The sequence below is a fragment of the Pseudomonas sp. S37 genome, from assembly GCF_016658545.1.
Classification (GTDB): domain Bacteria; phylum Pseudomonadota; class Gammaproteobacteria; order Pseudomonadales; family Pseudomonadaceae; genus Aquipseudomonas.
Genome location: NZ_JACVZC010000003.1, coordinates 41691 through 68088, shown reverse-complemented (window position 1 = coordinate 68088; position 26398 = coordinate 41691). Strand labels below are relative to the sequence as shown.

Here is a 26398-nt window from a genome sequence, read left to right as displayed (position 1 = left end):
ATGCAACCCACGTTTTACGGGACTACACCATGCCTACGCTTCTAGTCACCGGCGCCGCCGGAATCGTCGGAACCGCCCTGCGGCCATACCTGCGCGAGCGCTTCAGCCTGCGTCTGCTGGACCGCCGACCGGTCAGCGAGCTGGCCGCCAATGAAACCGCCCTGGTCGGCGACCTGACCGACCCGGCCTTCGTCCGCCAGGCCTGCGAGGGTGTCGACGCGGTGCTGCACCTGGCCTGTGCCCATGGCACCGATATCCAGTTCCAGGCCACGGTAGAGCCCAACTACCACGCCACCCTGTACCTGCTCGAAGCCGCCCAGCGCGCCGGGGCGCGGCGTTTCGTGTTCGCCAGCAGCCACCATGTGCTGGGGCAGTACCGCACCCAGGCTGGCGAACAGTTTGACGACCACCCGGTGGCGCCGGACAGCTACTATGCGTTGAGCAAGGTGTTCGGTGAAGCGGCCTGCGCGACCTTCTCCCAGCGCAGCGAGCTGGCCACGTTCATCGTGCGCATCGGCAACGCCGACGCCAAGGTTGCCGACGCCCGTCGCCTGCGCCTGTGGACCAGTGCCCGGGACCTCGCGCAGCTGGTGCTGATCGGCCTGGAGCACCCGCAGGTGCGCCATGAGATCGTCTACGGCGTGTCGGAATGCCCCCAGGCGCTCTTCCACAACAACCGTGCCCGCGCCCTGGGCTACCGGCCACAAGATCACGCGGCCGAGCATCTGGCTGACAATTTCCTCGCCTATGACGCCATGGCACCCATCGGGTCTGGTCGTGACCATGTTGGTGGCGCTTATGCCGGTGTGGCCCTGGCCAGCGTTCTGGAGCAAGCATGAAAATTGTCCGCATCGATACCCAGATCGTCGAAATCCCCTTCCACGACGGCGGTCGTGGGGTGGGCGGAACACCTTCGGCCTGGCGCACGCTGGAGAACGTACTGGTGCGCGTCGAAGACGAACTGGGTAACGTTGGCTGGGGCGAGGCGTTCGGCTACTTCGTCGCCGACGCCACCAAGGTCCTGATCGACCGGCTGGTGGCGCCCCAGGTGCTGGGCCGCGAGGTCACCGACATTCCGGCGTTGAACCTGGAACTGCAGCAACGCCTGCACCTGTTCGGCCGCTACGGCGTGACGATGTTCGCCATTTCCGGCCTCGACATCGCCCTCTGGGACCTGGCCGCCCGCCGGCAGTGCTTGCCGTTGCACCGCCTGCTCGGCCAAGCCTGCCGCGAACAGGTGCCGGCCTACGCCAGCCTGGTGCGTTACGGCGACGACCAGGTGGCCCCGGCCACCTGCGAAAAAGCGCTGGAACAGGGGTTCACAGACATCAAGCTGCACGAGGCCACCCTGCATGACATCGGCGCTTGCCGACGTGCCATTGGCGATGACGTGCCGCTGTCCACCGACGTCAATTGTTCCTGGACCGTACAGGGGACCCGCGACTGGCTGCCGGCGCTGGCAGAGCTGAAGCTGGCCTGGCTGGAAGAGCCGATCTTCCCGCCCGAGGACTTCACTGCCTTGGGCAGCCTGCGCGGGCAGGGCGTGGATATTTCTGCCGGGGAGAACTGGTGCACCGCCGTGCAGTTCGAGCAGGCCCTCGTGACCGCTGCGGTGGATTCCATACAGCCCAGTGTGACCAAGGTCGGTGGCATTTCCGAATGCCTGCGCATCGATCGTCTGGCCGAGCAGCATGAGGCGGTGATTCTGCCGCACTGCCCATACTTCGGCCCAGGCCTGATCGCCACCCTGCACCTGGCCGCCGTGCAACGTCGAGTGCCGCAGGTGGAGTACCTATTCGTCGAGCCGGCTGGCTGGTTGTACCCGGTAGAGCAGCTGCGTCAGGGCAATCAGTTGCAGATCCCTCAGGGCCCAGGTTTAGGCCTGGACATCGACTTGCAAGTGGCCGAGCGCTTCCGCCGCTAACCGCCCCGTCAATGCCTCACCGCCGTGCCTCGCCATGGCGGCAGGGGCTGTGCATGCCTGAAAAATGGCAATGGAGGTTCTATGCACACCGTGGTTCTGAGCAATGCCACCTGGTCGCTGGGCGTGCTGCCGGCCTGGGGCGGGCGCATCGCCCACCTCAAGACCGATGGACTGGATGTCCTGCTGCCGATCAACGCCAATCAGTTCAACCCGCTGGACTGGCCGCGGGCCGGCGCCTACCCGCTGATGCCGTACTCCAACCGCATCCGCAACGCGCGGTTGAACTTCGCCGACACCGAGCATGTGCTGCCCGCACACCCGGCGGCACTGCCACATACCTTGCATGGAGTCACCCACACCCAGCCTTGGCAGGTGGTGGGCTCCGGCAGCGATCACTTGAGCATCGCCTGTGATTATCAAGGCGAGCACTGGCCCTGGGCGTTTCGCGCCGAACAGCACTTCGCACTCGACGGCGCACGCCTTCGCATCACCTTGGTGCTCATAAACCTGGGGCAAACGCCCATGCCTGGCGGCCTCGGGCTGCACCCATACTTCCAGCGCCACCCCGGCATGCGCGTGCAGTACCGCACCGGGCGCGAATGGCAGATCGATGGGGAGTACATGGCTACCGGTGCGTATCAGGAGGGTGCCAGGGACTGGTCGATCGAAGCGGATGTCGGCGCGCCCCTCGCGCATTATCAGTCACGCTGGGATGGCCAGTTGCAAATCGATTACCCCAATGGCCATGTGCACCTGCAGGCCTCGCAGGTATTGAACCACTTCGTCGCTTTTGCCCCGGTCGGCAGCGCCTACCTGTGCCTGGAGCCGGTGTCGCATTTGGCTGACGCATTCAATCAGCCCCGCGACGGCTGGGCCGAAACCGGAACCCATGAGCTTGCCCCAGGCCAGCGCCTGGAAGCCACCCTCGAATTCACCTGGCAACACCGCTGACGCAACACCCCATATACCTATAAGAAGAGCACAACAACAATGAAACACTCCTCGACTGGAGCGGGCTTCGCTCGCGCTGCAAAACCCCTGTCCCTGCTGCTCGGCCTCGGCCCGCTGTATGCTCAGGGTGCGTTTCTGGACGACAGCAAGGCCAACCTGACCTTTCGCAACTTCTACTACAACCACGACCTGCGCGACTCGACCAAGCCTGCCCAGTCGAAGCTGGAGGAGTGGGCCCAGGGCTTCATCCTCAAGGGCGAGTCGGGTTACACCGACACGACCATCGGCGTGGGCCTGGACGTGTACGCAGGCCTTGGCGTGAAGCTCGATTCGTCGCCCTCGCGCAGCGGCACCGGCCTGTTGCCGGGGGCCTATGACCGCGCCGGTGGGCCACGCAATGCTGATCCGCGCTCGGTGGACGACTTCTCCGAGGCCACGGCAGCGGTCAAGTTCAAGTACTCGAAGAGCGAACTCAAGGTGGGCGGGCTATTCCCGAAGATCCCGCTGGTCAGTTCCGGTGACGCACGCTTGCTGCCGCAGTTCTTCGAGGGAGCAATGCTGGATATCCGCGAACTGGACAACCTCGACATCGGCCTGGGCCAGATGCGCCGGGTCAACCAGCGCGAATTCGCCGGCGCCCGGGATATCCAGGTGGGTAACTACTACAGCGTGTTCAGCGACCGCTTCGATTACCTCGGTGGTACCTGGCGTGCCACGCCGCAGACCTCGCTGGGGGTGTGGGCTGGCCGCCTGGCGGATGTCTACCAGCAAACCCTGTACACCGGCACCCACACCCTCAAGGCCGGTGACTGGAACCTCTCCGGCACGCTCAACTACCTCGACACCGGCGAATCCGGCAGCGAAAAGGCTGGCCAGCTCGACAGCCGCATGACTTCGGCAATGCTCAGCGCCAACCTGCGCGCGCAGACCTTCCGCCTTGGCTACCAGTACAACGCCGGTGACAGCGCCTTGCCGTTCATCCACGATACCGACCTGCCCGGGGTGGCCAATGCCGTGCAGGTGCTGCGCTTCGACCGCGCCCAGGAGCGCTCCTGGCAGGCCCGCTACGACCTCGACTTCGCGGCCCTTGGCGTGCCTGGGCTGACCGCGTTCGCCCGCTACGTGAAGGGCGACAATTTCAAGGTGGCCGGCGAGGACGGCAGCGAATGGGAACGCAACCTGGACATCACCTACGTGATCCAGAGCGGTCCCCTGAAGAACCTGGCGCTGCGTTGGCGCAACGTCGAACTGCAAGGCGATGCCACCGGCCGACGTGATGAAAACCGGGTGATCATCGCCTACACCTTGCCCTTGCTCTGACCTGGAGGATTGCCCGTGGTATCCCGTCCGCTCGACCCAGCCATGCAGGCCTACATCGACAACAGCCAGCGCTTCGCTCCGCCTGACGACAGCCTGGCAGCCCGGCGCGAAGCCTTTCTCGCCGCCTGCCGTGCCTGCACGCCACCGCGGCCGTTTGGCTGGCAGGTTGCCGATATCGACCTGGAGGGTTTGCGCTTGCGTTGTTACACACCCCCGGGCGAAGTGCCGCCCGGGGGGTGGCCGACGCTACTGTACCTGCACGGCGGCGGCTGGGACCTGGGCAACCTCGACACCCATGACTGGTTTGCCCATGCCCTGATGCAGCGGGTGCCGCTGGCGATCGTTGCAGTGGAGTACCGGCTGGCGCCGGAGCATGCCTATCCGGCGCCGCTGGAGGATTGCCTGACCGCTTGGCACGGTTTACGCGCCGGGGGCGTCGCCCCCCACCTCAGCACGGCGTGCCTGATGGTGGCGGGGGACAGCGCGGGTGGCACACTGGCGGCGGGCTTGTGCATGGCTCTGCGCCGTGACGGGCTAAAACAGCCGCTAGGGCAGTTGCTGGTGTATCCGGTGCTTACGGCTCGCCGCGACTTGCCATCGATGCGCGAGCAGGCCGAGGCACCAATGATGACAGTGGCGGGGTTGATGAAGTCATTGGCGGGCTTCGTGCCTGAAGCGCTGCAGCGTAATGACCCCTGCGCTATGCCGCTGGAAGCTGAAGACTTTGCCGGGCTGGCCCCGGCGTTGGTGCTGGTGGCGCGGGTCGACCCGCTGTGCGATCACGGGCTGGCCTATGTCGATGCGCTGGCGGCGGCGGGCGTGGCGGCCCGAGCCTGGGTGGGCGAGGGAATGGTGCACTCAAGCCTACGGGCATTCGGGGTGGCCGAAGTCGAACAGGCTTGGGATTACATGGCGGCGCAGCTGCGGCGCTGGGCTGGCAATTGACGTGCGCAGCCCTCAGGTACTTTCACGAACCACCAGGCTGAAGCCCACATCCTCCACCTGTTCCCCACGCCCTAGGCTGCCGTCGATCCGCTGCAGCAGCAACTCTGCTGTACGCAGGCCAATGCGCCCGCCGTCAACATTCACCGTGCTCAAGCGCGGGTGGGTATGTGCGGCGAATTCCAGGTCGCCGAAGCCCATCACCGCCAAGTCTTGAGGCACCCGCAGGCCGTTGGCCTGCGCTTCCGCCATGACCCCTTGAGCGAGCAGGTCGATGCTGCAGATCACCGCATCCATCGGCACCTTGGCCGCCAGCAGCCGGGCCATGGCTTCACGGCCATGGCCCATGTTCACCGGCACGGCTTCAAGCTCGCAGGCGACCACTCCGACACCGGCCTCGTGCAGAGTGTCGACACACGCCTGGCGCCGGCGGGTGGCGCGGGCGTCGTCGCTCCAGATCAGGCCAACGCGGCGGTAGCCACGTTCGATGATGTGCTCGGCCATTGCCTGGCCAACGGCCTCGTGAGAAAAGCCGACCACAGTATCGATCGGGTCCTGCGTCAGCTCCCAGGTCTCTACCACCGGAATGCCACGGGCAATCAGCTTTTCCCGCGCTTCAGGGCTTTGCAGTTGGCGGGTCAGCACGATGCCGTCAGGGCGGCGGGCCAGGATCGCGTCGATCAATTCCGGTTCGCTGCTGTGTGCCAGATCCGACTGGCTCAGCAGCAGTTGGTAGCGCGCGGCGGCCAGGCGCTGGCCGAGTTGGGTGATGGTGTCGACGAAGGCGCGGTTGGCAATGTTCGGCACCACAACGATGACCAGCCGACTGCGCTGTGAAACCAATGCACCCGCCAGCATATTCGGCACATATCCGGTCTTGCGGATGGCATTGCGTACCTTTTTCTGGGTTTTTTCCGACACCAGTTCCGGCCGGTTGATCACCCGGGAAACGGTGATGGGCGAGACCTTGGCCATCTTCGCCACGTCATCGAGGGTGGCGGGGCCCGGTTTCGGGCCAGGGGTGATTGCGGGCGTTTCCAGCATGCGAAGCCTCAAGGCAGGCGGGGTGGCGGGTGGGTCGATTCTACCGGAACGGCGCACGCTTTCCTGCCCCTTTGAAGCATTCCCAATAGGTGGGAATTTCGCCGGAATGCCAATTTGCAACCCGCGCAGAATAAGGCCTAGGATAAATGACAGCGCTGTCATTTGATAACGCTGTCATTGGTCGGAAACAGCTCTCCAGCAGGGCTGCAAGCTGCCAGAATCCAAAGCAGGCGCCGGTGCAAGGCCCTGCAACACGCCAATAAAAACAATGAGGCAACAGCGATGCACAACCACGACACCTACGCCGCCGGGCCTGCCCCCGGCGCCGTGGCCGCGTCCACCACGGCTACCCGATATCGGTACCTGATCCTGGCTCTGATTACCATGGTTCTGGCCTTGAGCAGCGGTGATCGCGCCGCCCTGTCGGTGGCCGGTTCCGACATGAGCAAGGAGCTCGGCATCAGCTCGGTGGAAATGGGTTATCTGTTCTCCATTTTCAGCTGGGCCTACGTGATCTTCCTGATTCCCTCCGGCTGGCTGGCCGATCGCTTCGGTTCGAAAAAGACCATGGCCCTCGCCATCTGCATCTGGTCGGCATTCACGGTGTGCATGGGCCTGGTGCACTACGTCGGCATGATCGTGCCACTGCTGCTGGCCCTGCGCTTTCTGCTGGGCGTGGCCGAAGCGCCGGTGGGGCCGGCGTCTACCCGGGTGATCGCCTCCTGGTTCCCGTCGGCGGAGCGAGGCATGGCCGGAGCCATTTTCAACAGCGCCCAATACATCTCGCTGGCCTTCTTCACGCCATTCATGGGCTGGCTTTGCTACGCATTCGGTTGGCAGTACGTGTTCATCGTCATGGGTATCGTCGGGTTCGGTATCGCTGCGATCTGGTGGAAAAACTATTACCTGCCGGTCAGCCATCCGAAGATGAATGGCGAGGAACTCGACTACCTGCGCAAAGGGGAAGCGCTGGTCGATCTCGAAGCCCAGGTCGCGCTGCCCAAGGAAAAACGCCGTAGTTCATTGGCTGAAGTGGGCCTGCTGTTCAAGAGCCGCATGTTGCTGGGCATGTTCATCAGCCAGTACTGCGTCAGCGCGGTTACCTGGTTCTACGTGACCTGGTTCCCGATCTACCTGGTCAAAGAGCGTGGTTTCGACATCCTCCAGGCGGGCCTGGTGGCTTCCATCCCCGCCTTGTGCGGGCTGATCGGCGCGGTCTCTTCAGGCTTCTTCTCCGACTACCTGCTGCGCCGCACGAAGTCGCTGAGCGTCGCCCGCAAGACGCCGATCATCACCGGTGTGCTGCTGAGTTCGACCATGATGCTGTGCAACTACGTCGACGCCCAGTGGCTGGTGATTGCGGTGATGAGCCTGGCGTTCTTTGGCAAAGGCTTCGGCAATCTCGGCTTCAGCGTAGTGGCCGACACCGCCCCACGGGAAATGATCGGCATGACCGGCGGCGTGTTCAACGCCCTGGGTAATACCGCCGGCATCGTCACCCCAGTGGTCATCGGCTACCTGCTGCATTCCAGCGGATCCTTCAACAGCGCACTCATCTATGTCGGCGCCCACGGCCTGCTGGCGGCGTTCTCCTACCTGGTGATCGTTGGCCGCATCCAGCGCCTGCAGCTGTCCGATTTGACCGGCAAACCTTCCAACGCTCAGTGATTCAGAGGACGACTCCATGATCGAAAGCAACGTCTACATCGACCCGAAAATCGCCGCCCTGCAGCCCGGGCCAGCCACCACCGACAGCATTGCCTGGATCAAGCTGTCCTACACCGTGCTGCCACTGGGTGCGCCGATCAGTGATGCCAAGGTGCTGACCGGGCGGCAGAAGCCGCTGACCGAAATCGCGTTCATCTTTGCCGAGATCCGTACCCGCGAAGGCCACGAAGGCATCGGCTTCGGTTACTCCAAGCGTGCTGGCGGTCCGGGCATGTACGCCCACGCCCAGGAAATCGCCCCGACTCTGCTGGGCGAGGATCCCAACGACATCGCCAAGCTCTACAACAAACTGCTCTGGGCCGGCGCCTCGATGGGCCGCAGCGGCCTCACCACCCAGGCCATCGCGCCATTCGACATTGCCCTGTGGGACTTGAAAGCCAAGCGCGCCGGTCTGCCGCTGGCCAAGCTGCTCGGTGCTCACCGCGATTCGGTGCAGTGCTACAACACCTCCGGCGGTTACCTGTCGACGCCGCTGGAAAAGGTCCTGGAAAACGTACAGACCTCCCGTGGCAACGGCATCGGCGGCATCAAGATCAAGGTCGGCCAACCGGACACCAGCATCGATTTCAAGCGCGTGCAGGCCGTGCGCGAACAATTGGGCGAAGGCTTCCCGCTGATGGTCGACGCCAACCAGCAATGGGATCGAGTCACCGCCCAGCGTTTCTGCCGCAAGCTCGAGCAATTCGACCTGACCTGGATCGAAGAGCCTTTGGACAGCGCCGACGTCGAAGGCCACGCTGCCTTGGCCGCGTCGCTGGACACCGCCATCGCCACCGGCGAAATGCTCACCAGCTTCAACGAGCACGCCCAGCTGATCACCGCCAACGCCTGCGACTTCGTCCAGCCCGATGCGCCACGGGTCGGCGGTATCACGCCGTTCCTGCAGATCATGAGCCTGGCCAGCTTCAAGGGCCTGAAGCTGGCGCCGCACTTCGCCATGGAGATCCACCTGCACCTGGCCGCCGCCTACCCGGAAGAGCCATGGCTGGAGCATTTCGAATGGCTCGAACCGATGTTCAACGAGCGCCTGGAACTGCGCGAAGGCCGCATGTGGGTGCCTAACCGTCCGGGCTTGGGCTTCTCCCTCAGCGAACAGGCCCTGGCCTGGACCCAGCACAGCATCGAGTTCGGCAAACGCCCTTGAGCAAGCCATGGCGGTGGCGCTTGTGTCGCCACCGCCATGGATGACAACACCCATAGGAAAACACCATGAGTCACCGTGAAGTCAGCCCTGTCATTCGCCTCGATGCCGCCGACAATGTCGTGGTCGCCCGTATCGAAATCCCTGCCGGTATCGCCATCCCCGGTGAAGGCGTCACCACACGACAAGCCGTGCCGCTGGGGCACAAGGTCGCTGCCCGGCTGATCGCCAAGGGCGAGCCGGTGCTCAAGTACAACACGGTGATCGGTTATGCCGCCGAGGACCTGCCGCCTGGCACCTGGATGCATAGCCACAACATCGCCTTCGGCGAAACCGACCGCGACTACCGCTACGGCCTGGACTACATCCCCACCGACCTGCTGCCGGCCGAACAGCGCGCGACCTTCAAAGGCATCGTCCGCGAGGACGGCCGCGTGGCCACGCGCAATTACCTGGGCGTGTTCGTTGTTGGCAACTGCGGCGCCACGGTGGCGCGCAAGATCGCCAACCACTTCGACGAGCGCCGCCTGGCCGGCTTTCCCAACATCGATGGCGTGGTGCCCTATGTGCACGAAATCGGCTGCGGCATGGAAATGACCGGCGAGCCGATGGACCTGCTGCGCCGCACCATCGGTGGCTACATCAAGCACCCGAACACCGTGGGTGCGGTAGTCATCGCCCTGGGCTGCGAGCGCAACAACATCCATGGCTTCTTCGAGCAGGAAGGGCTGGTGGAAGGCGACATGCTGAAGAAGCTGGTGATCCAGGACGTCGGCGGGGTGAAGAGCGCCACCGACCAGGGCATCGCGCTGATCGAAGGCATGCTCCCCAAGGCCGACCAGGCGCGGCGTCAACCGGTGTCTGCCGAACACCTGATGATCGGCATGCAGTGCGGTGGCTCCGACGGTTTCTCCGGCCTTTCGGCCAACCCGGCGCTGGGCGCGGCGGTGGATATCCTGGTGCGCCATGGCGGCACCGCGATCCTTTCGGAAACTTCGGAGATCTTCGGCGTCGAGCACACCCTGACCGCCCGCGCCGCCACCCCGGCGGTGGGCCGCAAACTGATCGATCGTATCGAGTGGTGGTTGGAATACAACCGCGGCCGCGATACCCAGATCAACGGCCGGGTCAGCCCCGGCAACAACGCCGGTGGCCTGGCCAACGTGCTTGAGAAGTCGCTGGGTGGCGCGAAGAAGGGCGGTAATGCACCGCTGATGGAGGTGTACGAATACGCCCATCCGGTGAAAACCCACGGTCTGGTGTTCATGGACACCCCCGGCTACGACCCGGTTTCGGCCACCGGCCAGATCGCCGGCGGCGCCAACCTGATCGCCTTCACCACCGGCCGTGGCTCGTGCTTCGGTTCGGTGCCGGCACCGACCTTCAAGCTGGCCAGCAACTCGACCATGTACCAGCGCATGAGCGACGACATGGACATCAACTGCGGGCAGATCATCGACGGCGACAAGACCATTGCCGAAATGGGCCAGGAGATCTTCGAGCGCCTGCTCGCCCATGCCTCGGGGGAGGCGACCAAGAGCGAGCTCAATGGCCTGGGCGAGGATGAATTCTGCCCGTGGCAGATAGGCGTGCTCGCCTGACCCGGCCTCTTCGCGGCTAAAGCCGCTCCCACAGGGTTCACCTTGATCTCAGGGGCTGTGCAGTCCCTGTGGGAGCGGCTTTAGCCGCGAAAGGGCCCTCTCGGAAAATCACAACAACAATGGCCGGTGCGAAACCCGGCCAAGGGACCTGTCATGCATAAAAACAACAAGACGCTGCCCGCTGCCATCCTGCTATCCGCTACGCTCCCGGCCCAAGCCGAAGGTTTCCTGGAAGACAGCCAGGCTTACCTGAAGACCCAGAACTTCTACCTCAATCGCGACTTCCGTGACGGCACGGGCGTCTCCAAACGCGAGGAATGGGCCCAGGGCTTCATCCTCGATTTCCGCTCCGGCTACACCCCTGGCACCCTCGGTTTTGGCGTCGATGCCCTAGGCATGCTCGGCCTCAAGCTCGACTCAGGCCCAGGCCGCAGCGGCACCGGTCTGCTGCCGGTCGGCGACGACGGTCGCGCCCCGGACCAGTACAGCAAGTTCGGCATCACCGCCAAGGCGCGGTTGTCGAAGACCGAACTGAAGATCGGCACCCAACTGCTCAAGTACCCGACCATCGCCTCCAGCACCGGTCGGATCCTGCCGCAGACCTTCCAGGGCGGTGTGCTTACCTCCAAAGAGCTGGATAGCCTGACCTTCACCTACGCGCAGATCGACCGTACCACCAAGCGTGATTATTCCCACACAGAGGCCATGAGCCTGGTCAACAAGAACCGGCGCTTCAGCGGCACGCCCGAGGCTGACGACTTTCGCATGGGCGGCGTGGACTACATGGTCAACCCCAACCTGAGCCTGAGCTACCAGTACGGCGAACTTGATGAAATCTACGGCCAGCACTATTTCGGCCTGCTTGGCAGCACAGCCCTGGGCCCCGGCAAGCTGGCTCTGGATGCGCGCTACTTCATCAGCGACGACAAGGGCGAGGCGCTGGCCGGCCCGGTCGACAACCGCACGCTGAACGTGCTGCTCACTTACAGCCAGGCGGGCCATACCCTCGGTGTCGCCTGCCAGGGGCTGTCCGGCTCCACGGCCATGCCTTACCTGATCGGTACCGACGCGTATCTGACCAACTACATGATGGCTGCCGACTTCATGGAAACCGGCGAGCGCACCTGGCAGTTGCGCTACGCCTACGACTTCGTTGCCCTGGGCATCCCGGGGCTTACGTTCTCGACCCGTTACAACCATGCCGATCATGCCAACCCGGCCACCTTCGCCGGGGAAGGGCGCGAGTGGGAGCGGGATACCGACCTGGGCTACACCATCCAGTCCGGGCCGCTGAAGAACGTCAACGTGCTGTGGCGCAATGCGGCGCTGCGCTCCAATTATCAACGCGATATCGATGAGAACCGGCTGATCGTGAGCTACACATTGCCGCTGTTCTGATTGCTCAGGTCATGTACGAGGAGTGACCGCCAGTGATTGGCGGTGGGGTCGGCAATGTAATATTGCCGACCTTTTTTTCGTCTGGCCCCCAGGCTAGTCGCCTGTGTCGACATAACCCAACGCTGTGCCGGCCCTGGCGGGTCACACGCAACAGTATTGTGATCAGATCGAGTGTCCGTCTAGATGCTCGATGACCAGTCGATCCAGTTCAGTTGCCACGAGAGAAGAATAAAAACGCCGAAGGTAATTCGGTACCAAGCGAACCCGACATAGGTTCGACTCGAGATGAACCTCAGCAGAGCACGCAGCGTGATTTTTGCGCAGATAAAAGAGATGAGTAGCCCAATTAGGAGCGAGGGAATGTCTGAGACCTGAAAAACATAGTGGTATTTGAAGGCTGAGTAAACCGCAGCTCCTAGCATTGTCGGCATCGCCAGGAAGAATGAAAATTCTGTGGCAGCCTTGCGCGAAAGGCCGAAAACGAGCCCGCCAATGATGGTCGCACCCGAACGCGATGTGCCAGGTATCAAAGCCAAACACTGGGCGCAGCCGATCTTGAGAGCAGACCTCCACTGAACGTTATCCACTTCATCGATAGCGGTCGGGTGCATTCTCTTCTCTGCCCACAGCATCACCATTCCTCCCACTATCAATGCAGCTGCAACAATGATGGGGTTGAACAGGTAGTGATGGATGACGCCCGCGAACGCGACACCACAGACGGCAGCGGGGAGAAACGCTATGACCATATTGAAGGTGAAGCTACGCGCTTTTCGGTCATTCGTTAGGTTTATCGCCACACCGATGAGCTTAAGTCGGTATTCCCATACAACCGCAAGAATTGCTCCGAGCTGGATGATGATGGTGAACGCCATCGCCCCATCGCCCGCAAAATTGATGAGGTCAGCGACGATGATCTGATGCCCGGTGCTTGAGATGGGAAGGAACTCCGTCAACCCCTCGACGATGCCCAGTACTATCGCTTGCAGAGCGATGATGAAATCCACGAAACAGCCTCCAGCATTAACAGCAAGACTTACGCTGCACCGATCCAGAATGTGGGGGGCTATCGTTGATCGCCTGGTCTGGCTCGGTGCAGCATAAGCAACCTCAGCGGTGAATGTGCTTTTGGCCCACACCGCATATGTTGATTACCAACCGTTCATACGAGACCAGTGTTGAACGTCACCGTTATCCAATACTGCCTCGTAGGCAGGATACTGCGCGCCAGTGGCGCAGGCGTGGTTTGGCAGCACTCGCAGGCGCGTACCGATTGGGAATTGTTTCTCCACATCGATGCGCGAACCCTCCTCAAAAGACGCTACTCCATGTTCCTGGTTAGCGCTTCGCAACAGCAGGCCATCGATGACTTTCCCGTTGGTCTCGCACACCAAGCCATAACCAAAGTCGCACTGTTGGGATTGAGTGCCGCGGTCACGGCTCATAGCCATCCAGCCGGAGTCGGTGATGATCCAACCCTTCTCTGGTTGGTGTCCGATTACGGTGGTGAGAACACTCAAAGCCAGATCGTCAATCGTGCATACGCCGACGTTGTGCATGACCAGGTCAAAGAACACATAGACACCAGCGCGAAGCTCGGTGACGCCCTCCAGTTGCACGGCAGAAAGGGCAGTCGGGGTCGAACCCACGCTGACCTCTGGGCAGTTGATGCCAGCGTTGCGGATAGCTTCGGCAGCTTTTACGCACTCCGAACGCTCAAGTTCGGCAATCGCCTGCAGCGCCTCCACAGTGCTGCACTTGTAGCTCTCGCCCGCGTGCGTCATTACACCCTTGAGTTCTGCGCCGCCACTTTGCAGGACCTGGGCAATTTCAATCAGCAGCGGGTCGTCGCTGCGTACTCCAGAGCGATGATGGTCGCTATCAATTTCGATGTAGACCTCGAAACGTTCATCATTGGCCCGACCAAAGTCAGTGATTGCTTGTGCGCCGGCCGCGCTGTCGGTGACGATCTTCAGTGCGCAGCCAGCTTTACGCAGATCCAGCGCCTGCTGAAGCTTGGTAGGAGCCATAGCCACCGCATACACAATGTCGGTAATGCCCTGCTCAAAGAATCCTTGGGCTTCCTTCAGCGTTGAAACGGTGATCCCTTGCGCACCAGCCTTGACTTGGGCTTCGACAACATGAGCGCACTTGCTGGTTTTTACGTGGGGACGAAGACGCACGCCCAAGCCATTCGCACGTTGTTGCATGCGCTGGATGTTGCGCTCCATTCGCGAAACGTCGATTACGGCGACTGGCGTATCAAGGGAATCAAAGGACGAAGTCATGACGATGCCTCTCAGGGATTGTTGTGGTTGCAACTCTAAGCCCACGAGGATATTTTTGTTTAACGCTTGCTTAATCCTTTGTTAAGGCACATTTAATGATCACCTTCTCCGACTTGGAGCTGGTTACAGCAATTTCTTCTGCAGAGTCGCTTAGCGAGGCTGCTCGCAAGCTGCGTGTTACCACGGCAGCGCTCTCCATCCGACTCCGTAAGCTGGAGACTCAGCTTGGTGTGAAACTGGCCAATCGGAGCTCGCGAAGGCTGGCACTGACTGAAGACGGGGAACGCTTGGCTGATGAGGGAAAGCGTCTGTTGCAGTCTCTGGAAGAGCTATCAGAGTCCATGGTCGCTGATGACGGGCAACTCCAGGGTCTTATCCGCTTGGCAGCACCATTTGGATTCGGACGCTTACGGTTGGCTCCAGTGCTGGCCCGCTTCGCCAAGCTGCATCCGAATCTCAGAGTTGAACTGGACCTTCGCGAAACGCCCTGGCCAGATAGAAGTAATTGTGATGCCGTCATCCACATCGGAGCCATCACCGATAGTTCATGGACCGCACAGGTGTTGGCATCCAACGAGCGTTGGCTGTGTGCTAGCCCAATTTATCTGACACAGAGCAAACCCCTCACGGAACCAGATCAGTTGGCACACCACCGATGCATCTGCATTCGTGAAAACGATGAGCACATCACTTACTGGCACCTGAGCAAAGGTAGTGATCGCAGGTCGGTGAGAATCTTACCTGCAATGATGAGCAACGATGGCGGCGTAGCGCGGCGTTGGGCTGAGCAGGGGCTGGGATTGGTGTTGCGCTCGCAATGGGACGTCACGGAATCAATAGCCAATGGGAATCTGGTGCGGGTCCTTCCAGCATGGGAATTCGACACGGCTCCGATTCTGCTTCTTGTGCCTACCCGTAAGAATCGATCACAGAAGGTCCAAGCCCTGAGCAGCTTTCTGAAAGAGGCCTTCAAGGCCACCGTAACAGATTGCGTTTAGGTCCACCCCCAAAAAAATTCGTTGAACCCAGAAGATTTCAGAGAGTGATATCAATGAGCAAGCCGTCCCCAGAACAACAAGCTCTTATCAGTCAAATGGAGCAGATTGCTGAAGGTCTGAGCCAAACCTTTAGCCCGTTCTGTGAAGTGGTACTGCATGACCTCAGAGATCCGGACCATGCGATTTTGGCCATTCATAACAATCTTTCTGGGAGACAGAAAGGTGACCCGGCCACTGAGCTGGGCCTGGCCCGCATCGCCGATCCCGAATACCCACAGGTGATTGCCAACTACCCGAATCAATTCAAGGACGGTCGACAGGTCAAAAGCACCTCCATTGGGATCAAGGATTCGACCGGCCGATATGTCGCTGCGCTTTGCATGAACATCGACCTTAGCCTATTCAAGAGCCTTCAGACGATGCTGGACCATTTCAGTGCATTTAGCCCTGATCGTCCGGCGGAGACATTGGAGTTGAGCGGTGCAGAAAGTATTCGTGCGCGGATTGATCAGTACGCTGCGGGGCTGGCCACTACCCCGCGCGCACTGAAAACAGCTGACAGGCGTATCCTGTTGCAGCAGTTGAAGGAATGCGGCCTTCTCGATATTAAACGTGCGATGGAAACGGTTGCGTCTCACCTAGGCGTGTCCCGCGCAACGGTTTACAGCGACATGAAGTGAAAGGCGGCTGCTTAAACCGGGCAGCCCTTGGCGCGAAGCATCACATTGAATCGATCGGGGTCGAGGCTACCTTCTTCGATAGCCTTCATGATTGAAGCTTCCCGAGCGAGCAGCTGCCGGCAACGCTCATGCACACTCTCCAACTGCTCAACAGGGATGGACACTACACCATCGGAGTCACCAACCACGAGGTCACCCGGGTTCACGACCAGCCCAGCGCATGACACTGGTACATTTATCTCGCCGGCACCGTCGGTGCTCGGTCCTCGATGCACACAACCCAGCGCGAATATGGGCATCAGCCCATCCAACCAATCATCGCGATCTCGCAATACGCCGTTCACTACAATGCCGCTAATGCCTGCTTTGATGGCCATGGCGCGCATGATACCGCCAATGATGGCTCTGGTCTGATCACCGCTACCATCGACCACCAGGATATCGCCTGGTTTGGCCATCTGAATCGCTGCCAAGGTCATTAGATTATCCCCGGGGCGCACACGAACAGTCAGTGCTCGACCGCACATGCTGCCGCGGCCGTGAAAAGGGCGCAGACCAAGCCCTCCGACATTTCGACCGAGGCAATCACTGATGATGGCACTTGGGACTTGCCGGAATAGTTCAAGCCAATTGTCATCAACTGGCGCCGGCCCTGGATTTATTTTGTAGCCGGTCGGCCACTCATCATTTGATGCCACATTCAACATCACTCAGTTCCTCACGATTCGAGATCTGGATACTGGGCTGGTTCTGGGATACGGGCCACAGCTTCCACTTCTACCAGATAGCCGTGATGCAATTCAGGTACCGGTACTACAGCCCTGGCCGGACGGTGCTCCCCCACCATCTCCGAGTAGATGCGATCAAACTCTGGCCAGTGTTGAACGCCCGCTACGTAGACCGTCACCTTGATCAGGTCGGATGCTGACCCCCCTGCAGCCTCAAGAATGGCAAACAGGTTGTTCAGAGCAATGTTTGCCTGCTCAGAGAAGGGCGCCTCTAGGTTGTGGGCGCCATTGGGGTTGACCGGCAACTGACCGGAGATGTAAAGCGTGCCTTGATAGACAACACCTTGAGAATAATGCCCGGCGGGTTTTGAGGCGTTTGGGGTTTGGATCAGCTTCATATAATCACCTTGCGAAGCGAGGCAATCCGATCGTTCGGATTGCCTCATTGTTTTATGTCGATAAAGGATTAAGCGGGTTGAGCAGACTTCTGCTCGCGGGTCTCTGCCGGCTCGGCTTCGCCCTCGTTGCCATGCCGACCGATAACCGCAGTCGCAACACTGCAACCGAACACATTGGTAGCCGTTCGACCCATGTCGAGGATTGGATCGATGGCCAAGATGAGCAGCAGACCGGCCTCCGGGAGACCGATCATTGGCAAACCAGCAGCCAGCACTACTAACGAGGCGCGCGCGACGCCGGCAGTACCCTTGCTAATGACGAGCAATGTCAGCAGGACCATGATCTGGTGACCGATCGTCATCTCAATGTTGTAGGCCTGCGCAATGAACATCACGATGAATGCCTGATACATCATCGAGCCATCGAGATTGAACGAGTAGCCCAGCGGTAACACGAAACTATTGACGCGTTTGTTGGATCCAAACTTATCGAGTGCGGCGATCGTTTTGGGGTAAGCCGCTTCACTGCTCGCGGTGGAGAATGCCAACAGCAGCGGTTCTCGCATGAGCTTGAAAAGATCCTTGATACGATGTCCCAGTGCCAGATAGCCAGCTATTGTAATAATTGTCCAAAGCAGGGCAAGGCCGAGGAAGTACTGAGCAACCATTTTGCCGAAGGTTACAACTACTCCCAAGCCATAGATGGTGATGGTCGAAGAGATCGCAGCGAATACGGCAAACGGTGCGACGAACATCACATGGTCGGTGACCTTGAACATCACACTGGCCAATTCTTCGAGCATGTCCATGATGATGGACTTGCCACTGCTTTTAACAAACGCCAAGCCAGATCCGAAGAACAGCGAGAAGACGACTATCTGCAAAACCTCGTTGTTCGCCATCGCCTCAATGATGCTTTTGGGGAAGACATGGGTCAGGAACGACGAGAGGGTAAATCCTGAGGTGTTGAGCCCGGTACTGACGGATTTAGCACTGTCAACCACCAAATTCATGCCAGCGCCTGGCTGGAAAATGTTGGCAAAGAGTAGGCCGATGCCGATCGAAACCAAGGAGGCAATCAGAAACCAGCTGAAGGCCTTAAGTCCCACACGGCCAATCGACCCGCTCCCGGCCATGCTGGCAACGCCTGTGACCAGTGTTGCGAAAACGATCGGCGCAATGACCATCTTGATCAGCCGAAGGAAAATATCCGTTATTAAATTGAGGTAGCCGGAAATTTCTTTGGCTAACCCGGCGTCCAGCTGGGTATTTAGAGTCCCGCCCAGGGCAACGCCCAGGACCATAGCAATCACAATCGCTCTTACGAAAAAGCGGCTTTTCATAGGCACCTCTTTTTATTGGTGTACGGCTTGTGCCGCACCGTTTTTATCTGGGCTGAACTTTGGCTGCCCCGTTAATGGCAGTAGCAAGCTATCTGGCGCACTTTAGTGCGCCAGTGATAAATCCCTTGTATGAGTATACTTCCTGGGCGTTACTTTGACTGTGTCAGATAGTGGCTATTAATTTGTCTTACCACGGCCAATGGATGTCATGACCGATTTCTCGCAGGTTAGCTTGCTCATACAGCAAGCGAGCTACTGTGAGATCTTGCAGAGCCAGTCCAGTCATGTCGAAAATCGTCACATCATCAGGTGTGCGTTCGAACTTGACCTCGCCGGTCAGTAATTTTCCAAGCTCATTTGCGTCTTTGCTCGGGAGCCACTGTGTTTCCCCAATAGCCCTAGCTTGAGCCAGATCATCGACAAAGAGTTTGGCATCAACGAGCATGCCTTCAGGAAGCTCGCGCTTGCCCTTCGTGTCAGCGCCTACACAGTTGATGTGCGTGCCTGCCTTCACTGCATTCCGCTCAAAAAGCACCTGTCCGCCAGGGGTCGCAGTGATGACGATATCGCTGGCTGAAACGGCGTCATTCGAACAAGTACTGTGCTTGATCACGCATCGCTCAGAGAACTTCTTCTCAAATTCCACGTTTGGCTGACTGTCGAAGGTGAGGTATTGAATCGACTTGAGGTATGGCATCACCCTTAGGGCATAGTCGACTTGCACGCTGGCTTGAACGCCTGTACCGAACACACACAAACTTTTTGAGTCGCGTCGAGCAAGCAGTTCCAGACCGAGCGCCCCAGCCGCACCGGTTCGCAGAGTAGTGATGGTATTCCCATCGATCAGGCAGGTCGGTCGTCCACTCTCAGGGTCGATCAGCATGATCGTCGCTTGGTGGGGTTCGCCCGCCAATGCCCGATTACCAGGCCAGAAACCAGCGGCTTTGAAGCCCAAAACGTTTTGCTTAGCAATGCCGCCTGATTTGATCCCAAAAATACCTCCGCTTGCCAGAGGTTCGCGAACAATTGGAAAAACCTGCCCATCACCCGCGCTATGGAGGTAAAACGCTTCACGGACGGCGTAGAGGATTTGTTCAGGCCGGATCAGCCAGTTCACGCTGTCACGATCTAGCAATTTCAATGTTTCGGTCTTGGACATATTCTGAAGCTTCCGCAGGCAGTAATCCGTTGCTAGACACATTATCCAGAACTGGATTTTATGTAAAGGTCCGCTGGTCATCTATCGCTGCCGCAAGAAGCTGCTGGATTGATCGATGAGGTGATCGTTCGCTCGTCGCAGGGGCGTCATCCCGCTGACCGCTATTGTCGCTCGAGCCTCACGAAGTGTCAGGGAACTCGTGGACGATTGAGTTCCAAGGCTGCCACTACCCAGTGCTCACGCTCAGGCCTCACCTGTAGGGTCCCAACTGTAGGCTCAGAAGCGATTCTTCATTGGCAAATGCTTTCCAAGTTCTTGTCTTGTGCGGGTTACATCTGGCGTCTGGATTTCAGACGCGGCGTTGCCCCAGCTATTGCGCACGTAGGTCAGCACGGCGGCAATATCTTCATCACTCAGTTTCCAGTCGAACGACGGCATACCGGCCCCTGTAAGATTGTGATGGGTGATGACTGCTTTACCGCCCCCAAGCACCGTGGCGATCAGGTTCTCCCCGGTGGACGTGCGAATGCCAGGGTTGTCGGCAAAGCCGGTCACCATGCCGGGCAGGCCTTCGCCGTTGACGTTGTGACAGGCCATGCAGTTGAGCTCATACACCTGCGCACCGCGCTGCATGATCGGTTCGCTGGCGGCAATGGCGGGCGGCGGGGTGGTCTTCGATCCGTCGACTGATTTGAGGTATTCGGCGATCGCGGTCAGATCCTGGTTGCTCAGGTGTTGGGTGGAAAACTCGATCGCCTCGCCCATTGGCCCCGAAGCAATTGCCTGATGGTTGGCGCCGGTCTTGAGGTAGACCGCTATCTGCTCCGCGCTCCAGCTGCCCAGACCGCGATAATGATCGCCGGTGATTTCCGGCGCGTAGCTGCCGAGCAGCTCGGCGCCCTGCAGGTAGCGGCCGGTGTCGCCACCGAGCAGGTTCTTCGGCGTATGGCAGGCCGCGCAATGGCCGGCGCCGTCCACCAGGTAGCGCCCGCGGTTCCATTGCGCGGATTGTTCGGGCTGCGATACGAAGGGAGTGTTGTCGAAGAACAGCAGATTCCAGCCCAGCAGGGTCTGGCGAATGTTGAACGGGAAACCCAGGGTGTTGGGCGTGGGCGCCTGCTGCACAGGTTGCAACGTGCGCATGTACGCCCACAGGTCGTGCAGGTCGGCGTCGCTGATCTTCACGTAGGCGTTGTAGGGCATGGCCGGGTACAGCCGTTGCCCGTCCTTGCGCTGGCCATGGCGCACCGCACGGAAGAAGTCACGCTCGGTCCAGCGGCCGATGCCGGTCTGCGGGTCGGGGGTAATATTGGTCGAGTAGATCACGCCAAAGGGCGTCTGCAACCCGTACCCGCCCGCGAACGCCGAGCCGCCGGGCTTGGTATGGCAAGCCGCACAGTCGGCCTGGGCCGAAACGTACGCGCCGCGGGCGACGGCGGCAGGGTCGACCGCAAGGGCGTCGGCGCCAGTCAGTTGGTCATCGGCGACGTTGTCAGCGGCACTGTCGTTGCTGTGCAGCACGGCAGCGGTGAGGCCTGCCAGCGCCAGTGCGATGCAGCTGGCCAGTAAGGTCTTGGTCTTCATGGCAGCTCCTTTCACGCCTGCACCAGCGGGCCGGGGTTCTTGATGTACTGCTCGATAATCGCCTTGGCCGTCCACAAGGCCAGGGCGCCGATGGTCACGGTGGGGTTGTAGCCGGCGTTGTTGGGGAACGACGAGGCACCGAGGACGAACACGTTGTGCGCCGCCCAGCATTGCTGGTAGCGGTTCAGGGCGCTGGTGCGCGGGTCGCAGCCCATCACCACACCGCCATTGGTGTGCGAGGAGTCGTTGGCGCGGAACGGCGTGTAGTGGTCGGCTGCGAAGTTGTAGGACTCGATGTGCTGGCCGCCGACGGCCTGGGCGATCCTTTCGCACTGCTTGCGGATGAACTCGCCCGAGCGCTTGTCGTTGAGGTTGTAGTCGAAGGTCATGCGCATCAGTGGCCGACCGTAGTTGTCCTTGTAGGTCGGGTCGAGGTCGAAGTACATGTCCTCGTGGGCATAGCTGGTGCCCTGGCCCTGGATCATCGCCCAGTTCTGGTAGCTGTGCCGGAAGGCCTGCTTCCAGCCCTTGCCCCAGGTTGGCGCACCTTTGGGCAGCACGCCGGCCATGCCGATCGGCAGGCCGCTGTTGGACAGCGACTGGATGCCCGCGCCGCCAATGAAGCCCAGGCCGCTGTGGTCGAAGTTGTCGGCGTTGAAGTCGTCGATCTGGATGGCCAGGCAGCCAGTGTTGATGAACGGGTTGAGGTGCTCCTGCTCGAACCACAGGTAGGCGTAGGAGAGGGTCTGGAAGCTGTAGTTGCGTCCGATCACGCCACGGCGGGTGCGTGGGTCGTAGGGTTCGCCGATGCCCGAAAGCAGCATGAGGCGCACGTTGTCGAGCTGGTAGGCGGCGACGATGACGATATCGGCAGGCTGTTCACCCTGCATGCCGTGTTTGTCGATATAGCTGACCCCGGTGGCGGTCTTGCCATCGGCGGACTTGTTGATGTGCAGTACTTCGGTTTCGGTCAACAGCTCGAAGCTCGGGTGGCGCATCAGCGCCGGCACCACGCAGGCGTTGGGGCTGCTCTTGGACCAGTTGCCGCAGCCGAACAGCTGGCAGTAGCCGCAATAGGTGCAGGGGCCCATGCGCACACCCAAGGGGTTGACGTAGGCCTGGGAGATCGTGCCGGCGGGGACCGGGAAGGGGTGGTAGCCCAACTCGGTGGTCTTGCGGGTGAAGATGTCGTTCCAGTGGCTGGGCACCAGCGGCGGGGTCGGGAATTCACGGCTGCGCGAACCCTCGAAAGGGTTGCCGCCGGGCATCACCTGGCCCTCGATCACCCCGGCCTTGCCGCTGGTGCCGGCGATGCGCTCGAAGCGGTCGTAGAACGGCTCGAGCTCGGCGTAGGTCACGCCCCAGTCCTGCACCTGCAGGCCCGGTACCAGTTGCTGCTTGCCGTAGCGCTCCACGGTCCTGCTGTAAGGCTCGAAGTCGAACGGGTTGAAACGCCAGGACGCGGCGGCCCAGTGGGTACCGGCACCGCCGACGTTGTTACCGAGGGTCAGATTGCTCCACTCGCGCACCGGCAGGGCCTGCTGGCCGGCGTGGTTGCGCACGGTGTAGGTTTCCAGGCGTGGCGCCTGGAGGATTTCCTTGCGGGTGGCCCAGCGCAGTTCGTCAGTGTCCACCGAGGGCGGAAAGTCGCTGGCGGTGTCGCGCCAGGCGCCACGCTCGATGGCCACCACCTTGAGCCCGGCCCGGGCCAGTTCCTCGGCGATGATCGAGCCGGACCAGCCCAGGCCGATCACCACCACATCCGCTTTGGCTCTTGTCGTTTTCATCTGTATTCCTTGGGGCGCGCGCAGGCAGGGGCCGGCAGGGCCACGGGGCTGCCTCGCGCAAATGGGGGGAAGGTGGCGGGTGGGCTCAGCCCGCCCGGCCGAGCAGGCTCACCGGCTCCAGGTCGAGCGGCAGGCCTTTCCTGTGCAGGTACGGGCGATAGTCGTAGCGGGCGCCGGGGAAGCCGATCAACCGCCAGCCCACCATGTCGCGGTTGCCGCCATACATCGGGTCGGCCAGGTAGCCTTCGCGCACGTTCTGCAACAGCAGGGCGAAGAAGTCGGCGTCCAGCGGCGCGGCACCGGCCTCCATCGCGCGCAGCAGGGCATCCTGCCGTTCACCGGTCAGGCCGCTGAACGGCCGGGCGTGCTGTTGCTGGCAGTACTGACCGAGCCGCGCCAGGCCTTCCCGGTAGCGCTGCGCAGGCGTCAGCTTGAACTGCGGCCCTTGCTCGGGCGTGCCCTGAACGTATGGGCCGAGGCGGTAGGTGCTGGCGGCCTGGCCGTAGGGGCCGGCCAGTTGCCGGTCGAGAAACACCACGCAGCCGGCCTGGCTGGCGCTCATGCCCAGTTCGTCCTCGGGGATCAGGCGATCGAAGATGGCCGCCACTTCCCGGGCTTCATCTGCGCTCAGGTAGGCGAGGGCGCCGGGTTTCGGCGGTTGGGGCAGGGCGTCGGCATGGGTGCCGATGGCCAGCGGGCGGTCGCTGGCGAGCACGCCGGCACTGGCGCTGCCAATGGCGCCAAGGGCGCTGAGTTGAACGAGTGAGATCAGGGCTTCACGTCGATTCATGTCCATCATCCTCAGGACGTGCGTCGGCCAGAGGCGCTGGCGACGCGTGCGTTATTGTTATGGGGCCGGCCTTGTGGCTGGCGGGGCGAGTCTATGGGCGCAGCGGCGGCCCGCGCCATGACTGTTTTGACGGGTTTCCTTCAAGATTGTCGCAGGCTACTCTTGCCCGACTTCAGCAACGGTGCATCCACGGGGTAGGGCGGGTATGGCTTCAGACGGCAAAGGACAGGTGCGTGCGGCAGTCACCTTGAGCGATGTGGCGCGCTTGGCCGGCGTCGCGCCGATGACGGTGTCGCGCTACTTGAACCAGCCGGACACCGTGCGCGAACCAACCCGGCTCAAGGTGCGCCGGGCCATCGAGCAGACCGGCTACGTGCACAACCGCCTGGCCGGCGCGCTGAAGTCCAGCCGCACCCGACTGGTGGCGGTGGTGGTGCCGATGGTCACCAACCCGATCTTTTCCGACACCTTCCAGGCCATCAACGAGCGCCTGATCAAGGCCGGCTACCAGGTGCTGCTGGGCGTATCGGGCTACCAGACCGAGCAGGAGCAGGAACTGCTGGAGGTGATCCTCAGCCGCCGCCCGGACGGCATCATTCTCACCGGTACCCTGCACACCAGCCTCAGCCGCAACCGCCTGCGCGCGGCGGGCGTGCCAGTGGTGGAAACCTGGGACCTGTCCGCCGAGCCGATCGACATGCTGGTCGGTTTCTCCCACGAGCAGGCCGGGCGCGAGGTGGCGCGGCAGTTGGTGGGCCAGGGCTACCGACGCTTTGCCCTGCTGGCCGTTGACGACCCGCGTGGCCTGCGCCGTGCCGACAGCTTCGTCCAGGCCTTGGCCGAGCAGGGCATCACCGACGTCCAGCGCCAGACCTGGCAGGGCCTGCCGTCCCTGGCCCAGGGTCGTGAAGGCCTGAGCGTGCTGCTCGAGCAGTCCGCCGTCGATAGCAAAGGCCCTTTCGCCGTGGTCTGCACTTCCGACACCATCGCACAGGGCGTGCTGACCGAAGCGGCCGCCCGCGGCATCGCGGTGCCCGGGCAACTGGCGGTGATGGGCTTTGGTGACATGGCCTTCGCTGCGCATACCTTCCCGGCCTTGTCGACGGTGCGCATCGACGGCACCCTGATGGGCGACACGGCTGCCAGGCTGTTGCTGGAGCGCCTGGGCGGCGATGCGCAATCGCCCGCGACCGTTGATATCGGCTTCAGCCTGGTGCAGCGCGAGAGCACCCGAGCGCTGGAAAGTTAGCGTTAACATTTTCACGCTCAGAAAACTTTTTTCTAAAACCTCTTGTCCTGATTTTTGTGATGCGCTAGCTTTTTTAGCAGAAATGGTAACGATACCATTTTCTGGAATGGACTCAGGACAAGAACAATGTCGAAGATCACCTGTGTTAGAACCCTGCGCCTGCCCGAACGCCCTAAGTTGCTCTGGCTGGAGATCGAAACCGATGAAGGCCTGATTGGCCTGGGCGAAACCTTTCGTGGAGCTGCCACCGTCGAGGCAGCCATCCACGAACTCATCGCCCCAGGGCTGATCGGCCGCGACTCACGGCAGATCGAAGCCATTTCCTTGGAACTGACCACGCCCTATGTGGGTTACCACAGCGCCAGCGCCGAAATCCGCGCCGCCAGCGCTGTGGACATCGCCCTGTGGGACCTCAAGGGTCAGCGCCACGGTATCCCCATCCATGAAGCGCTCGGCGGAGCCTGCCGCGAGCGCATCCGGGTGTACAACACCTGCGCCGGTTACGAATTCAACACTCAGCAGGGCGCCCGCCGCGAGATCAGCGCAAGCGACCGCGCCCAGGGCCCTTATGACGATCAACTGGCCTTCAGCCGCGACGCCGGCGCTCTGGCCATCAGCCTGGTGGAGGAGGGCTACACGGCCATGAAGATCTGGCCGTTCGACCAGTTCGCCCGTCAGCCCGGGGCCAACACCATCAGCCTGGACGAGGTGCAGAAGGGCTGCGAAGCGTTCCGCCAGATTCGCGCAGCGGTGGGCAACCGCATCGAGATCATGTGCGAACTGCACAGCCTGTGGGACACCACGGCAGCCCTGCGCATCTGCCAGGCGCTGGAGGCGTTCGATGTGTACTGGTTGGAAGACCCGCTGTGCAAGATGGACGACGCTCAGGCCCTGGCCGACCTGCGCAACCGTACCCGGGTGCCGATCTGCGCCAGCGAGACCCTGGGCGGCAGCACGGCCTACCGTGACCTGCTCAAGGCCGACAGCCTCGATTACCTGATGCTCGACCTGGTGTGGTGCGGCGGCTTCACCGAAGCGCGCAAGATCGCCGCGCTGGCGCAGGCCTATAACAAGCCGCTGGCGCCCCACGATTGCACCGGCCCGGTGGCGTTGTTCGCCGGCTTGCACCTTGGGCTGCATGCGCCCACCGCCGTGCTTCAGGAAGTGGTGCGGGCATCGCTGTCGAGCTGGTATGGCGAACTGGTTACCCAGCTTCCGCAGATCGATGGCGGCTTCGCCCTGGCACCGCAACGGCCTGGCCTGGGCACGGCGCTGCGGCCTGAAGTGCGCCAACGTGCCGATGCGATCGTGCGTGAAACCCACTGCTGACTGATTGCTGCGCGGC

General features: G+C 61.4%; 23 protein-coding genes. 13 read left to right on the top strand and 10 right to left on the bottom strand.

The genetic code is table 11. The features are described 5' to 3' along the window. Window positions 1–29: 29 nt before the first annotated feature. From IAE39_RS02045 to IAE39_RS02025, 5 genes are all read left to right on the top strand, one after another. Window positions 30–839 carry an NAD-dependent epimerase/dehydratase family protein gene (locus IAE39_RS02045; protein WP_201198939.1) on the top strand — a complete coding sequence of 270 codons (810 nt, stop codon included), beginning with the start codon at window positions 30–32 and terminating at the stop codon, window positions 837–839. Beyond that, complete coding sequence (locus IAE39_RS02040) at window positions 836–1924, top strand: mandelate racemase/muconate lactonizing enzyme family protein (RefSeq protein WP_201198937.1); 1089 nt, start codon at window positions 836–838, stop codon at window positions 1922–1924. Before IAE39_RS02045 ends, IAE39_RS02040 begins: the two co-directional genes overlap by 4 nt. An 81-nt stretch (window positions 1925–2005) precedes the next feature. After that, on the top strand, window positions 2006–2875 hold the full coding sequence (locus tag IAE39_RS02035) for an aldose 1-epimerase (protein WP_201198934.1): 870 nt from the start codon (window positions 2006–2008) through the stop codon (window positions 2873–2875). A gap of 39 nt (window positions 2876–2914) precedes the next feature. After that, a complete protein-coding gene (locus tag IAE39_RS02030; RefSeq protein WP_201198932.1) occupies window positions 2915–4195 on the top strand; it encodes an OprD family porin in 1281 nt (426 codons plus the stop codon). A 15-nt stretch (window positions 4196–4210) separates the two neighbouring features. Further along, the gene (locus IAE39_RS02025) at window positions 4211–5140 is read left to right on the top strand and encodes an alpha/beta hydrolase (protein WP_328825436.1); all 930 of its coding nucleotides are present in this window, start codon (window positions 4211–4213) and stop codon (window positions 5138–5140) included. Window positions 5141–5152: 12 nt separating this feature from the next. On the opposite strand, the gene IAE39_RS02020 is transcribed toward IAE39_RS02025, so the two are convergent. Continuing rightward, window positions 5153–6181 (bottom strand): LacI family DNA-binding transcriptional regulator, encoded by a 1029-nt coding sequence (locus tag IAE39_RS02020; protein ID WP_201198930.1) that lies wholly within the window; start codon window positions 6179–6181, stop codon window positions 5153–5155. Between the two features lie 282 nt (window positions 6182–6463). Here IAE39_RS02020 and IAE39_RS02015 point away from each other — a divergent pair, with 282 nt between their 5' ends. From IAE39_RS02015 to IAE39_RS02000, 4 genes are all read left to right on the top strand, one after another. Then, window positions 6464–7849, top strand: coding sequence for an MFS transporter (locus IAE39_RS02015; RefSeq protein WP_201198928.1), 1386 nt, complete (start codon window positions 6464–6466; stop codon window positions 7847–7849). A 16-nt stretch (window positions 7850–7865) separates the two neighbouring features. Then, on the top strand, window positions 7866–9053 hold the full coding sequence (locus IAE39_RS02010; protein ID WP_201198926.1) for an L-talarate/galactarate dehydratase: 1188 nt from the start codon (window positions 7866–7868) through the stop codon (window positions 9051–9053). 65 nt (window positions 9054–9118) lie between these two features. Further along, on the top strand, window positions 9119–10651 hold the full coding sequence (locus tag IAE39_RS02005; protein WP_201198924.1) for a UxaA family hydrolase: 1533 nt from the start codon (window positions 9119–9121) through the stop codon (window positions 10649–10651). A gap of 153 nt (window positions 10652–10804) precedes the next feature. After that, window positions 10805–12049, top strand: a complete 1245-nt coding sequence (locus tag IAE39_RS02000) for an OprD family porin (protein ID WP_201198922.1) — start codon at window positions 10805–10807, stop codon at window positions 12047–12049. 179 nt (window positions 12050–12228) lie between these two features. Here IAE39_RS02000 and IAE39_RS01995 read toward each other — a convergent pair whose 3' ends face one another. Together IAE39_RS01995 and IAE39_RS01990 are read right to left on the bottom strand one after the other, a co-directional pair. Continuing rightward, window positions 12229–13056 carry an undecaprenyl-diphosphate phosphatase gene (locus IAE39_RS01995; RefSeq protein ID WP_201198920.1) on the bottom strand — a complete coding sequence of 276 codons (828 nt, stop codon included), beginning with the start codon at window positions 13054–13056 and terminating at the stop codon, window positions 12229–12231. A 144-nt stretch (window positions 13057–13200) separates the two neighbouring features. Further along, the gene (locus tag IAE39_RS01990; protein WP_201198918.1) at window positions 13201–14337 is read right to left on the bottom strand and encodes a DSD1 family PLP-dependent enzyme; all 1137 of its coding nucleotides are present in this window, start codon (window positions 14335–14337) and stop codon (window positions 13201–13203) included. 95 nt (window positions 14338–14432) lie between these two features. Here IAE39_RS01990 and IAE39_RS01985 point away from each other — a divergent pair, with 95 nt between their 5' ends. Both IAE39_RS01985 and IAE39_RS01980 read left to right on the top strand, forming a co-directional pair. Then, complete coding sequence (locus IAE39_RS01985) at window positions 14433–15335, top strand: LysR family transcriptional regulator (RefSeq protein ID WP_201198916.1); 903 nt, start codon at window positions 14433–14435, stop codon at window positions 15333–15335. Between the two features lie 53 nt (window positions 15336–15388). Beyond that, a complete protein-coding gene (locus tag IAE39_RS01980) occupies window positions 15389–16015 on the top strand; it encodes a helix-turn-helix transcriptional regulator (RefSeq protein WP_201198914.1) in 627 nt (208 codons plus the stop codon). 11 nt (window positions 16016–16026) lie between these two features. On the opposite strand, the gene IAE39_RS01975 is transcribed toward IAE39_RS01980, so the two are convergent. The 7 genes from IAE39_RS01975 to IAE39_RS01945 all read right to left on the bottom strand — a co-directional run bounded on the left by IAE39_RS01975 (window position 16027) and on the right by IAE39_RS01945 (window position 23804). Beyond that, window positions 16027–16722 (bottom strand): RraA family protein, encoded by a 696-nt coding sequence (locus tag IAE39_RS01975; protein ID WP_201198912.1) that lies wholly within the window; start codon window positions 16720–16722, stop codon window positions 16027–16029. 11 nt (window positions 16723–16733) lie between these two features. Beyond that, on the bottom strand, window positions 16734–17141 hold the full coding sequence (locus IAE39_RS01970; protein WP_201198910.1) for a RidA family protein: 408 nt from the start codon (window positions 17139–17141) through the stop codon (window positions 16734–16736). 68 nt (window positions 17142–17209) lie between these two features. Further along, a complete protein-coding gene (locus tag IAE39_RS01965; RefSeq protein WP_201198909.1) occupies window positions 17210–18484 on the bottom strand; it encodes a dicarboxylate/amino acid:cation symporter in 1275 nt (424 codons plus the stop codon). Between the two features lie 187 nt (window positions 18485–18671). Next, on the bottom strand, window positions 18672–19643 hold the full coding sequence (locus IAE39_RS01960; protein ID WP_201198908.1) for an ornithine cyclodeaminase family protein: 972 nt from the start codon (window positions 19641–19643) through the stop codon (window positions 18672–18674). Window positions 19644–19919: 276 nt separating this feature from the next. Beyond that, on the bottom strand, window positions 19920–21227 hold the full coding sequence (locus IAE39_RS01955) for a c-type cytochrome (RefSeq protein ID WP_201198907.1): 1308 nt from the start codon (window positions 21225–21227) through the stop codon (window positions 19920–19922). Between the two features lie 11 nt (window positions 21228–21238). After that, window positions 21239–23014, bottom strand: coding sequence for a GMC family oxidoreductase (locus IAE39_RS01950; protein ID WP_201198906.1), 1776 nt, complete (start codon window positions 23012–23014; stop codon window positions 21239–21241). 85 nt (window positions 23015–23099) lie between these two features. Beyond that, window positions 23100–23804: a gluconate 2-dehydrogenase subunit 3 family protein gene (locus IAE39_RS01945; protein ID WP_201198905.1), complete on the bottom strand. Its 705-nt coding sequence runs from the start codon at window positions 23802–23804 to the stop codon at window positions 23100–23102. A 205-nt stretch (window positions 23805–24009) separates the two neighbouring features. On the opposite strand from IAE39_RS01945, the gene IAE39_RS01940 reads away from it, so the two are divergent. Both IAE39_RS01940 and IAE39_RS01935 read left to right on the top strand, forming a co-directional pair. After that, on the top strand, window positions 24010–25053 hold the full coding sequence (locus tag IAE39_RS01940) for a LacI family DNA-binding transcriptional regulator (RefSeq protein WP_201198904.1): 1044 nt from the start codon (window positions 24010–24012) through the stop codon (window positions 25051–25053). A gap of 126 nt (window positions 25054–25179) precedes the next feature. Beyond that, the gene (locus IAE39_RS01935; RefSeq protein ID WP_201198902.1) at window positions 25180–26382 is read left to right on the top strand and encodes a mandelate racemase/muconate lactonizing enzyme family protein; all 1203 of its coding nucleotides are present in this window, start codon (window positions 25180–25182) and stop codon (window positions 26380–26382) included. Window positions 26383–26398 lie beyond the last annotated feature (16 nt).